A 12,068-nucleotide genomic window follows, 5' to 3' on the forward strand; every position below is an offset into this window, starting at 1 on the left:
TTTGTAATACGGCGTCATTATGCGTCAGATTTATGACAGATTTATGAAAAACGCGCCCGCTCATAAAGGCAAGCCGTTGTTTTATGGCAGCCCCGATTGTAGCGGTTATCTTCCTCCCCCTGAAAGTTTATAATCCCGCTAACCATTTTTTGCCACGGATCTGTTATGCGCATACTTCACACCTCGGACTGGCACCTGGGACAAAATTTTTACAGCAAAAGCCGCGCCGCCGAACATGAAGCATTTCTCAACTGGCTGCTTGAGATGGCGCAATCGCATGACGTGGATGCCATCCTCATGGCCGGGGATATTTTCGATACCGGCTCGCCGCCCAGCTACGCGCGCGAGCTCTATAACCGTTTCGTAGTCAATCTGCAAAAAACCGGCTGCCATCTGGTGATTGTGGCCGGCAACCATGATTCCGTCGCCACGCTGAATGAGTCCCGCGAGATCCTGGCGTTTCTCAACACCACCGTGGTCGCCAGCGCCGGACACGGGCCGCAAATTCTGACCCGACGCGACGGCACCCCCGGCGCGGTACTCTGCCCGATCCCGTTTTTACGCCCCCGGGACGTGGTACGAAGCCAGGCGGGCCTCTCCGGGCTTGAGAAACAGCAGCAGCTGTTGCAAGCCATTACCCACTATTATGCCGAGCAATATACCCAGGCCTGCGCGCTTCGCGGCGACAGCGTACTGCCGATTATCGCCACCGGGCATCTCACCACCGTCGGCGCCAGTAAAAGTGACGCGGTACGTGACATCTATATCGGTACGCTGGATGCGTTTCCCGCGCAACATTTCCCGGCCGCTGACTATATTGCGCTGGGCCATATCCACCGGGCGCAGATGATTGGCGGTTGCGAACATATCCGCTACTGCGGCTCCCCTATTCCCCTCAGCTTTGATGAAACCGGCAAAAGCAAATGCGTCCATCTGGTGAGTTTCGACCAGGGCAAGCTCAGCAGTGTCGAATCGCTTGAGGTGCCCATTACCCAACCGCTGGCGGTGCTGAAGGGCGATCTGGCGGCCATTACCGCTCAGCTTGAGCAGTGGCGCGGCGTGGAGCAGACGCCTCCCGTCTGGCTGGATATCGAACTCACCACCGAGGAGTACCTGCACGATATGCAGCGTAAGATCCAGCAGCTGACGGACGATCTGCCGGTAGAGGTCCTGCTGGTGCGGCGCAGTCGCGAGCAGCGCGAGAGAAGCCTTGCCAGCAACCTGCGTGAAACCCTCAGCGAGCTGCGGGTTGAGGAGGTTTTTGAGCGCCGACTCGCCCAGGAAACCCTGGATGAGACCCAGCGGGCCCGGCTAAACGAGCTGTTCAGCCACACGATCCACGCCCTCAGCAATGAGGAGGATGACGCATGAAAATTCTCAGCCTGCGCCTGAAAAACCTTAACTCGCTCAAAGGCGAATGGAAAATCGACTTTACCGCCGAGCCCTTCCTCAGCAATGGCCTGTTTGCCATCACCGGCCCAACCGGCGCGGGTAAAACCACCCTGCTGGATGCCATCTGCCTGGCGCTGTACCACGAGACGCCGCGCCTGAATACCGTCTCGCAATCGCAAAACGATCTGATGACCCGCGACACCGCTGAGTGCCTTGCCGAGGTGGAGTTTGAAGTCAAAGGGGTAGCTTACCGTGCGTTCTGGAGCCAGAACCGGGCGCGCAACCAGCCGGACGGCAACCTGCAGGTGCCCCGCGTGGAGCTCGCCCAGTGCAAGGACGGTAAGATCCTCGCAGATAAAGTGAAGGACAAGCTGGAGCTGGTTGCCTCTCTGACCGGGCTGGACTATGACCGCTTTACCCGCTCGATGCTGTTATCCCAGGGGCAATTCGCCGCCTTCCTGAACGCCAAACCGAAAGAGCGCGCCGAACTGCTGGAGGAGCTGACCGGCACCGAAATCTACGGCCAGATCTCCGCCATGGTGTTTGAAAAACATAAGGCGGCACGCAGCGAGCTGGAGAAGCGCCAGGCCCAGGCGGCTGGCGTGGTGTTGCTCAGCGAAGAGCAGCTACAGCAGCTTCAGCAAGGTTTGCAGGTACTTACTGACGAAGAAGCGCAACTGCTGGCACAGCAGCAGGGACTCCAGAAAGATTATCAATGGCTTACCCGCCACGATGAGCTGGTGCAGGAGCAACAGCGGTCGAAGGCCGCGCAGCAGCAGGCGCAGCAGGCCCTGACGGACGCCACGCCGGAGCTGGAAAAACTGCATCTGGCCCAGCCTGCGGCCCTGCTGCGCCCGCACTGGGAGCGGCAGCAGGAGCAGCTTGCCCAGCTTTCGCAGACGGAACAGCAGATGCTGGATGTGAATACTCGCTTACAGTCCAGGACGGCGCTGCGTTCAGGTATTCGTAACGGGGCGCTGCGCACGCACGACAGGCTGCAAACCGAGCTGACTGCACTCACCCAGTGGCTTACCGACCACGACCGCTTCAGCCAGTGGGGCCAGGAGATTGCAGGCTGGCGCGCCCACTTCACCCAGCTTAATCGCGATAAAACCCAGATCGCGACGCTGACTGGCCGTATCACGGCGTTACGCCATAAGCTGGCGGGATTACCGGAGAGCGCTCTGACGCTTACCGCAGAGCAGACCGCCACCGAGATGGCACAGCAGTCGCAGTCCCGCGCGGCACGTCAGCGCCTGACCACCCTGCATGCCCGCTATCAGCCTCTGCAACAGCGATTGCGGCAGAATAGCGAAAGCGTGCAAAAGGCCCAGGCCGAGCTGGCAAAACTGAACGAAACCCTGACGTTGCGCCGCCAGCAGTACAAAGAGAAAAACCAGCACTATCTCGATCTCAAAACCTTATGTGAGCAGGAAGAGAAGATTAAGAAGCTGGAGAGCTACCGGGCGGAACTGGAGCCCGGAAAGCCCTGCCTGCTCTGCGGCTCTACCGAACATCCGGCCATTGCCCAGTATCAGGCCCTGGCGCTCACCGGAAACCAGCGCCGCCGGGATGCGATGGAAAAGGAGGTCGCCGCACTCAAAGAGGAAGGCCTGCTGGTTCTGGGGCAAGTGAATGCGCTAAACAGCCAGCTTCAGCGTGAAACAAGCGAAGCGCAGACGCTCTCTCAGGATGAGCAAGCGCTCACTAAAGAGTGGAATGCGGTGTGTGAAACTCTTTCTGTGCAGTTGAGTATTCAGGACGATATCGCCCCGTGGCTGGCTAAACAGGAGCAGTACGAACAGCAGCTTTACCAGCTGAGCCAGCGCCTGACCCTGCAAAGCCAGCTGAGCGAAGAGGAAGCCCAGCTCCAGCTTTATCAGCAGCAGCTTCTGGCGACGCGTACGGCTATGGCGCAAACGCTTCACGCCCTGTCGCTGGCGGCGCCGGAGGACGGTAACGAGTCGGCCTGGCTTGCGGAACGGGAAAAAGAGTCGCAGGCCTGGCAAGAGCGGCAGTCTCAGCACAGCGCCCTGCGGGAGCGCATTACCGCCCTGGCACCGCTGCTGGATACCCTTCCGGCAACGGATTCCACCCAGGCGGAAAGTGCGATCCCGGATAACTGGCGCGACATCCATACTGAGTGCGTCTCTCTGCAAAGCCAGCTCACCACGCTACAGCAGCAGTACACGCTGGAAAGCGAACGCTTACAACAATCGCAGGCGCAGTTTGCCGCCGCGCTGGCTGCCAGCATCTTTAGCGATCGGGAGGCGTTTCTGGCGGCCCTGCTGGATGGCGATACGGTTCGGCGTCTGGAGCAGTTGAAACAGACGCTGGAGAGTCAGATCCAGCAGACCACGGCCCTGCTTCAGCAGGCCGGACAACGACTGAACGAACATCTGGAACAACGTCCGGCAGGCCTGACGACGGACGCGCCGGCTCTGCAGGAACAGCTTCAGCAGCTCGGCCTGAAACTGCGGGAAAATACCACCCGCCAGGGAGAGATCCGCCAGCAGCTCAAGCAGGACAGCGACAATCGCCAGCACCAGCAGGCACTGATGCAGCAAATTGAGGAGGCGGCCCGTCTGGCGGATGACTGGGGTTATCTTAACGCGCTGATCGGTTCCAAAGAGGGGGATCGCTTCCGTAAGTTTGCCCAGGGCTTAACCCTCGACAACCTGGTATGGCTCGCCAACCAGCAGCTGATGCGTCTGCATGGCCGCTATCTGCTGCAACGCAAGGCCAGCGATGCGCTGGAGCTGGAGGTGATGGATACCTGGCAGGCGGATGCCGTGCGCGATACCCGCACCCTTTCCGGCGGGGAAAGTTTCCTGGTAAGCCTGGCGCTGGCGCTGGCGCTTTCCGACCTGGTGAGCCACAAAACGCAAATTGACTCGCTGTTCCTCGACGAGGGCTTCGGCACCCTGGACAGCGAAACGCTGGATACCGCCCTGGATGCGCTGGATGCGCTGAATGCCAGCGGCAAAACCATTGGCGTGATCAGCCACGTCGAGGCGATGAAGGAGCGCATCCCGGTGCAGATCAAAGTGAAAAAGATTAACGGGCTGGGGTACAGCAGGCTGGATAAAGAGTTTGCTGTTTCATAAGCCGGGCTCGCTACGCGTCACCCGGCTTTTGCCCTGTCAGTTTGGCCACAGCCAGGCCGCGCCGCGCACACCGCTGGAGTCGCCGTGCACCGCTTTACGGATCGGGGTTTCGCATTCGCCGCCAAACACCCACTGCTTCACCAGCTGGGGAACGGTGCTATAGAGACGATCAACGTTGCTCATGCCGCCGCCCAGGACGATCACATCCGGGTCGAGAATGTTCACTACGTGCGCCAGCGACTTCGCCAGCCGCATTTCATAGCGGCTGAGCGCCAGCTCCGCGACGGCGTCCTGCTCTTCCACCAGCCGCATGATCTCGTTGCCTTTTAGCGGATGCCCACTCAGACGACGGTAATCGGTGGCGAAGCCGGTGCCGGAGATAAAGGTCTCGATACAGCCCTGTTTGCCGCAGTAGCACGGCACTTCAGCGCGGTACTTCAGTTCGTCTTCATCCATCCACGGCAGCGGATTGTGCCCCCACTCGCCAGCCGTGCCGTTGCCGCCAATATGGGCGCGGCCGCCAAAGGCCACGCCTGCGCCGCAGCCGGTACCGATGATCACCGCAAATACGGTCTGTGCCCCCGCCGCGGCGCCGTCGATAGCCTCTGACACCGCCAGGCAGTTGGCGTCGTTCGCCAGCCGGACTTCACGGTTCAGGCGCTGGCTTAAATCGCGGTCAAAAGGCTGGCCGTTGAGCCAGGTGGAGTTCGCATTTTTTACCACGCCGGTATAGGGCGAAATCGACCCCGGGATCCCCATACCGACCGTGCCGGTCTGGCCGGTGGCCTTTTCGGCCATCTCCACCAGAGTAGCGATGGTTTCAATGGTCTGCCGGTAGTCGTCACGCGGGGTAGGCAGGCGATGGCGGAACAGCTGCTCCCCCTGCTCGCCAAGGGCAATGACTTCTGTTTTCGTGCCGCCGAGATCAATACCAATTCGCACAGAACGTTCCTCATTATTTTGATTATCAACAGAGTAGAAGCCTGCTACCCGATTAGCAATGCAAGCGATGCGACAATTCGCTATCATGCCCGCTGAATTAAACGACAAGACCGTGGAAATTATCATGCTGTGGTTCAAAAATTTGATGGTTTACCGTCTCAGCCGCGATATCGAACTGCGTGCAGACGAGATGGAAAAACAGTTAGACCTTTACGCATTTACCCCGTGTGGCAGCCAGGATATGGCCAAAACCGGATGGGTTCCGCCTATGGGATCACAGAGCGATGCGCTGACCCACACCACCAATGGTCAAATCATCATCTGCGCGCGTAAGGAAGAGAAGATCCTGCCGACGCCAGTGGTGAAGCAGGCGCTGGAAGCCAAAATTTTTAAGCTGGAAGCCGAACAGGGCCGTAAGCTGAAAAAAACCGAGAAAGATTCGCTGAAAGATGAAGTGCTGCACTCCCTGCTGCCGCGCGCCTTTAGCCGCTTCAGCCAGACAATGATGTGGATCGACACCGTTAACGGCCTGATTATGGTCGACTGCGCCAGCGCCAAAAAAGCAGAAGATACTCTGGCGTTGCTGCGTAAAAGCCTCGGTTCGCTGCCGGTGGTGCCGCTGACGATGGAAAACCCGATCGAGCTGACCCTCACCGAGTGGGTACGGGGCAACAACGTCCCGCAGGGCTTCCAGCTGCTCGACGAAGCCGAGCTGAAAGCGATCCTGGAAGATGGGGGCGTGATCCGCGCCAAGAAACAGGAGCTGGTCAGCGATGAAATCGCCGTGCATATCGAAGCCGGCAAGCTGGTGACCAAACTGGCCCTCGACTGGCAGCAGCGCATTCAGTTCATGATGTGTGACGATGGCTCGATCAAGCGCCTGAAGTTTTCCGACGAGCTGCGCGATCAGAACGACGATATCGACCGGGACGACTATGCCCAGCGTTTTGATGCTGACTTCATTCTGATGACGGGTGAACTGGCGGCGTTGATTAAGAGCGTAGTGGAAGGATTGGGCGGCGAAGCACAGCGTTAATGCTTCATGCCAGGCTTTATGCCAAAAACAGGAGCCGGGTTAACCCGGCTCTTTTTTTTACAGATAACGACACAGATAAGAGGCAGGTTCAGCAACCTGCAGATGGAATTCGCTGTGGCCTGGCACGTTGAAAACATCGCCAGGGTTATAGACTTTCCACTCCGTTTCCCCCGGCAGTAACACTTTGAGCGAGCCGCTCACCACGGTCATCTCTTCTGGCTGCGCGGTACCGAAGGCGTACTCCCCCTCTTCCATTACGCCAACACTGGCGCGGCCAGTAATGCTGCTGGTAAAACCGATGGACTTCACTTTACCGGAAAAGTATTCATTAGTCTGAAGCATGGACTGGTCCTTATTGTCGTTGGTTGTCAATCCAATATAGGGGTGACACTCCGTACCTGTCACGCAAAATCATCAGACCAGCAATTCCGAGGCCAGCCGGGCCACCAGCACGTTTGATAACAGCACCGGCACGTCCAGGTGTTTTTGCAGTAAATCACGGTGATGTTGATGAAAACCAAGACAATCAAGCATCAGGACATCTGCGCCGCGGGCCAGCAGATCGCGTCCGGCGTCGATCAGTTTCTCTTCGCTGTCCCAGAAAGGATTGGCTACAGCGAGCAGCGGCGCCTTAGCCAGGCAATGCCATTTGCGGGATTGGTTCTCCATGAGCTCAGGGATCGGCACGATCACCCCCACCTGATGGCCATCGACAATCGATCCGACCAGCGGCGGGATGATCCGCGTCGGCTCAAGCAAAATCGCATTACGGGCGACGAGGCCAGTGATGGGCGCGGTGCTCATCAGCAGGATCACCTCATAGCCCTGGTTATCGAGCACTTCGATCACGCCTTGCAGGGCGCACGCGATCTTCGGCAACGAGACGTTTCCCAGCTCGCCGTCACTGAGCAGGGTAGGCAACTGCGCCTCGCCCGGTTCAGGGGCGTAGTCTTCCATGACCTCTTCCCGGCTCAGCGTACCGAGCAAACTGTGATGCGTAATTTGTTGCGCAGAAATATGCTCCGTTAAGAGCGGTAGTACTTCGCTTACCGGGACTACCCCAATCGTGAGGATCGCCAATGTCGCCTTCATCGTTCTCGCCTTTCTATACACTCACTACCGTGACACAGATACAGGCACACTACGCTGTTCAGAAAAAAGTGCTGAAAAGCGTAGCAGCAGATTCAACGGCTGGAATGTAAAGATTCACGTGCCTGACAGAATGTGTCTGTTAATCTTGAACATTACCCTCCGTTTAATGTTTACGCTTTTTAAATAGTGTGATTACGGTACGGTTTTGAGCGTATTCGGATTTAATTCAGGCTTTGTCGGGATCTTCGTAACGCACTTTCGCGTCCTTCGCTTCCTGCTCCGTTTCATGCTCACTGATCAATGAATCCGGTTTAGGGTGGTCAGCACGCAGCTGATACCAGGTGACAGTCTTGCCCGTTGCGCCTTTCTCAACGGCAACAATACGGGCTTCACGCGGATAGGGAGGTCTGGTTGGCATAGTTCATCCTTTATTTTATTAGGTTGGCTGAACTATCAGTATAGACATCAGTTAGCTGGCGCATGCCAGATGAAGCGCAGCGACGATATTTTGCACCACCTGCGCGGGGGGAAGGGAGGCATCCACCACGTGGTGAGCGGCCTCGCGATAGAGCACGTCACGCTCCGCCAGCACTGCGCTCACCTCTTCGCTGATTGGTTTGCCGGTAAGGGTTGGGCGCTGTCCCTCTTCCGGAGAGGCTTCGAGACGCCCGACCAGCACCGGAACCGGGGCACAAAGATAGATCACCCGGCCCTTTTCACGCATAAACTGACGGTTGTAAGCGGACAAAATAATGCCGCCGCCGGTGGCGATAATGCCGGAGCCTGCTGTCACCGCCTCGAGGGTCGCTGTTTCACGGGCGCGAAAACTCTCCCACCCTTCCTGCTCAACAATCTCGGCGATGCTTTGCCCGGCATGGGTCTGTAGCCAGTGATCGGTATCGACAAATTCACTCTGACACAGACGAGCCAGTTCAAGACCGACGGTGGTTTTGCCACAGCCGCGGGGGCCAATTAAAAAAATAGGCTGGGTCATGACCAGGTGTTCCCTTTGATGCCGCGCGCATGCGGTGCGTGAAGTCGAAAAGAGTGCAATGATACCATTAAGCTAGTACACGCGTTACTGTAAAAAAATTATTACACAAGGCGTGACTTTTAACTGACATTTCCGGCAACCCCAGAGATAAAAGGGGAAACTCTGTAAAGAAATCATTGCACTAAACGGTGCGCTCACCTTACCTGAACCCACCTGCCGTTGACAACCCCGGATTGCGGTAATAATGGCCAAAACCACTAACGCAGTGATGATTATCCCTGGCGGCGCTTCACTTCCAACAGCCATTTATCCAGCTCAGCGGCGAACTGCTGCCTGTCGCGCTGGGAGAGGCTGTCCGGCCCGCCGGTCTGCACGCCGCTGGCGCGCATCGTGTCCATAAAATCACGCATCGTCAGCTTTTCACGGATAGTGGCTGGTGAATAACGCTCGCCGCGCGGATTGAGCGCGGCGGCCCCTTTCTCCAGCACCTCCGCCGCCAGCGGAATATCGGCGGTGATCACCAGATCGTCCGCGCTGCACAGGCGTACGATCTCATTATCGGCCACATCAAAGCCGGCCGGTACGCGTAAGGAACGGATAAAACGGGACGGTGGCACGCGCAGGTTCTGATTCGCCACCAGCGTCAGCGGCATCTGTACGCGCTCGGCAGCACGAAACAGGATCTCTTTAATCACATTCGGACACGCATCGGCATCCACCCAAATCGCCATCTTCTCTCTCCGGCATAGAACAGGCGGCTATTGTCGCCTGCTTTTCGCCCCAGGCAAAGTCGCAGATGGTGCCGACGCTTTAATGCTGCGTAAAAAACCGCGATAGGCTAAAGTTCCACAATCATAACAAAGCCTAAGAGAGGGACGTGATGGAGAAGAAAATCGGTTTTATCGGCTGCGGTAATATGGGCAAAGCCATTCTCGGCGGTCTGATTGCCAGCGGTCAGGTGCAGCCTGGCCAGATTTGGGTCTACACCCCATCACCAGACAAGGTAGCCGCCCTGCACGACCAGTACGGGATCAACGCCGCGCAAAGCGCCCAGGAAGTGGCCCAGGTGGCCGATATCGTCTTCGGCGCGGTGAAGCCGAACATGATGGTGAAAGTCCTGAGCGACATCACCTCCAGCCTCAATAAAGAGACGCTGGTGGTCTCTATCGCGGCAGGCATCACCCTCGATCAGCTGGCGCGCGCGCTGGGCCATGACCGTAAAATCGTCCGCGCCATGCCTAACACGCCGTCGCTGGTAAAAGCGGGCATGACCTCCATCACCCCTAACGCGCTGGTGACCGCCGAAGAGGTTGCCGATGTCGTCAATATTTTCCGCTGTTTCGGGGAAGCCGAAGTGATTGCCGAGGCGATGATCCACCCGGTGGTGGGCGTCAGCGGTTCAGCACCCGCCTACGTGTTTATGTTTATCGAAGCGATGGCAGATGCTGCAGTGCTGGGCGGGATGCCGCGTGCGCAGGCCTATAAATTTGCAGCGCAGGCGGTAATGGGCTCCGCCAAAATGGTGCTGGAAACCGGAAAACATCCGGGCGAGCTGAAAGATATGGTCTGCTCTCCGGGCGGCACAACCATTGAAGCGGTGCGGGTGCTGGAGGAGCGCGGTTTCCGGGCAGCGGTCATTGAAGCCATGAACAAGTGCATGGAAAAGTCAGAGCTGCTGAGTAAATCCTGATCGACAGCCGGACGTCAGGCGGCCACTTCGGTACGGTTACGTCCGGCATTTTTTGCCTTATAGAGCGCAATATCCGCCGCTTTCAGCCATTCCTGATAATGCACCATTGACGTCGTGAGCGGCGCAACACCGACGCTGATGCGGAGCTTTACCTGCGGAGCACCCGGCAGGTGCAGTTCCGCCAGCCGTTCATGGACCCGCGACATCGCCGCAATGGCGTTTTCCGCAGGCGTCCCGCTCATGATCACCGCGAACTCATCGCCGCCAAAGCGGCCAATCATATCGCTGGCGCGTAACGTCAACTGTAGCTGGCGGGTCACGGCGATAATCGCCTGATCGCCTACATCATGGCCCCAGGTGTCATTAATGCCTTTGAAGTGATCGATATCGATCAGCAGGATCGTGGCGCTCCGGTGATAACGACGACAGTTTTCAAATTCCGTACGCAGCAACACTTCCCAGTGACGGCGGTTATATACCCCTGTCATCCCATCCAGGGTACTCATCAACTCAAGACGGCGCTTATGTTCCACCAGACGGCTGGTTGTACGGAAACTGACCCAGGCAAACAGCATCGGATAACCAATGATCCCTGGCAGCGCGAGCCAAATCTCAAGCGGGGTGCTGAGGAAGCCTGCCGGAATGTGCATCAGTTGCAGGGTAACCAGCGCCGCCAGCGCGGTCATCAATGCCCCTGTGCCATAGAGCCTCAGCCCCCCCACGCCCATCAGGTTCATGCTCATCATCATAACCAGTGCCGCGGTGGGCATGGCATTAACGCCCATCAGCCCAATCCACACCCCGGCCATAATGGAATCGACTTTGAGGTTAAACATCTCATTGTGGTAGGGATCGGCAGAACGCATCGCCAGTTGCCAGGCCAGATGGGGCCAGACAAAGACCCAGCCAACCAGCAAAAGCCACCAGACGCCGTTGACCGATTGCGTGGTCAGCACGCTGGCAACAGGGAAAAACAGAAAAGCCAGACCCGCCGCACGCGGGAGCCGTAAACGACGGGCCAGACGAATTCCTGAGCGATGATGCTCATCCGCCGAAAGCGCCAGATTTATTCCTTCCCGGGCATAGACTTTGTTGTAAATGTTTTCATCATTCATGGTCATTGGGAACACTCAAAAGCATTTTCCCAAATTATAGAAAGGCTTATCTGGCGCTAAGTATGATATTTCGGGTGAGCCAAACGGAACGCTCACCCTTTTGAACTAGCCGGTTTTCTTCAGGCAGGCGCTCATGAACTTACTCCGATCGTCCCCTTTGAGGGATTGTTGGGTCGCCTGGGAGTTGCATTCACGCATCCTTTGTTGTTGCGGCGTCAGGCTTTTTTCGTTGGGTTTAGAGGAGGCGTTTTTCAGGCAATCGCTCATGTAGGTCTTACGGGAGTCGCCCTTCAGGTCCTGGGCGGTCGCCTGCTGATTACAGGTGGTCATACGTTGCTGTTGCGGTGTGAGCGGCTGATCTTGCGCCCCCGCCGGAGCAAGTGAGAACAGGCCAAGGAGCAGGGTCGCCAGTAGTGTGATTTTCATAGCACTTTCCTTCTGTGAATGATCTCCTTAAGTCTGGTTCGTACTGCTAAAAAAACCACCCGCACCTTTGGGATAATTTCGCACGGCGTTTATTTCGGCGTCGCCCATTCCGTCGCTAATAAGCAGAATAATATGTTGGACCAGTGGCTGGGTGATATCCCGATAGCGCGGTCGATGCGCCATTTTCAGCATAGATTGTGGGGGTAAACAGCAGGCGGGAAGTCATGCAATATAAAGTACGCTCTGTTTCACTTATTTTTTCCAGTCCGGAATA

The 12,068-nt window shown here is 57.3% G+C and carries 12 protein-coding genes and 1 pseudogene; 4 read left to right on the forward strand and 9 right to left on the reverse strand.

The features are described from left to right. The first annotated feature begins 165 nt into the window (after window positions 1–165). Both sbcD and sbcC read left to right on the forward strand, forming a co-directional pair. Entirely contained in the window at window positions 166–1,371 is a 1,206-nt protein-coding gene (sbcD, locus tag DVA44_RS18835; RefSeq protein WP_114387801.1) for an exonuclease subunit SbcD, read from the forward strand. Then, complete coding sequence (gene sbcC, locus DVA44_RS18840) at window positions 1,368–4,499, forward strand: exonuclease subunit SbcC (RefSeq protein WP_114387802.1); 3,132 nt, start codon at window positions 1,368–1,370, stop codon at window positions 4,497–4,499. The genes sbcD and sbcC overlap by 4 nt, the downstream gene beginning before the upstream one ends. A 36-nt stretch (window positions 4,500–4,535) precedes the next feature. Here the strand turns inward: sbcC and mak are convergent, their stop codons facing one another. Next, window positions 4,536–5,441 carry a fructokinase gene (gene mak / locus DVA44_RS18845; RefSeq protein WP_168192002.1) on the reverse strand — a complete coding sequence of 302 codons (906 nt, stop codon included), beginning with the start codon at window positions 5,439–5,441 and terminating at the stop codon, window positions 4,536–4,538. Window positions 5,442–5,565: 124 nt separating this feature from the next. On the opposite strand from mak, the gene rdgC reads away from it, so the two are divergent. Beyond that, window positions 5,566–6,477, forward strand: coding sequence for a recombination-associated protein RdgC (gene rdgC, locus DVA44_RS18850; RefSeq protein WP_039031486.1), 912 nt, complete (start codon window positions 5,566–5,568; stop codon window positions 6,475–6,477). Between the two features lie 57 nt (window positions 6,478–6,534). Here the strand turns inward: rdgC and ppnP are convergent, their stop codons facing one another. From ppnP to DVA44_RS18875, 5 genes are all read right to left on the reverse strand, one after another. Beyond that, window positions 6,535–6,819, reverse strand: coding sequence for a pyrimidine/purine nucleoside phosphorylase (ppnP, locus tag DVA44_RS18855; RefSeq protein WP_103178442.1), 285 nt, complete (start codon window positions 6,817–6,819; stop codon window positions 6,535–6,537). A 72-nt stretch (window positions 6,820–6,891) separates the two neighbouring features. Then, window positions 6,892–7,569: an AroM family protein gene (locus DVA44_RS18860; protein WP_114387803.1), complete on the reverse strand. Its 678-nt coding sequence runs from the start codon at window positions 7,567–7,569 to the stop codon at window positions 6,892–6,894. Window positions 7,570–7,795: 226 nt separating this feature from the next. Next, entirely contained in the window at window positions 7,796–7,987 is a 192-nt protein-coding gene (yaiA, locus tag DVA44_RS18865; protein ID WP_103178440.1) for a protein YaiA, read from the reverse strand. Window positions 7,988–8,038: 51 nt separating this feature from the next. Beyond that, complete coding sequence (gene aroL / locus DVA44_RS18870) at window positions 8,039–8,563, reverse strand: shikimate kinase AroL (RefSeq protein ID WP_114387804.1); 525 nt, start codon at window positions 8,561–8,563, stop codon at window positions 8,039–8,041. A gap of 272 nt (window positions 8,564–8,835) precedes the next feature. After that, entirely contained in the window at window positions 8,836–9,294 is a 459-nt protein-coding gene (locus tag DVA44_RS18875) for a YaiI/YqxD family protein (RefSeq protein ID WP_103178438.1), read from the reverse strand. 149 nt (window positions 9,295–9,443) lie between these two features. Between DVA44_RS18875 and proC the strand changes: the two genes are divergently transcribed. Next, entirely contained in the window at window positions 9,444–10,253 is an 810-nt protein-coding gene (gene proC, locus DVA44_RS18880) for a pyrroline-5-carboxylate reductase (protein WP_114387805.1), read from the forward strand. 14 nt (window positions 10,254–10,267) lie between these two features. On the opposite strand, the gene adrA is transcribed toward proC, so the two are convergent. From adrA to DVA44_RS26100, 3 genes and pseudogenes are all read right to left on the reverse strand, one after another. Continuing rightward, window positions 10,268–11,368 (reverse strand): diguanylate cyclase AdrA, encoded by a 1,101-nt coding sequence (adrA, locus tag DVA44_RS18885; protein ID WP_114388453.1) that lies wholly within the window; start codon window positions 11,366–11,368, stop codon window positions 10,268–10,270. A gap of 105 nt (window positions 11,369–11,473) precedes the next feature. After that, window positions 11,474–11,794: a phosphate starvation-inducible protein PsiF gene (psiF, locus tag DVA44_RS18890; RefSeq protein WP_103824006.1), complete on the reverse strand. Its 321-nt coding sequence runs from the start codon at window positions 11,792–11,794 to the stop codon at window positions 11,474–11,476. Between the two features lie 48 nt (window positions 11,795–11,842). Continuing rightward, window positions 11,843–11,932, reverse strand: a pseudogene (locus DVA44_RS26100) (hypothetical protein); the annotation flags it as partial. Window positions 11,933–12,068 lie beyond the last annotated feature (136 nt).

Source organism: Leclercia sp. W17 (assembly GCF_003336325.1).
Taxonomy (GTDB): domain Bacteria; phylum Pseudomonadota; class Gammaproteobacteria; order Enterobacterales; family Enterobacteriaceae; genus Enterobacter.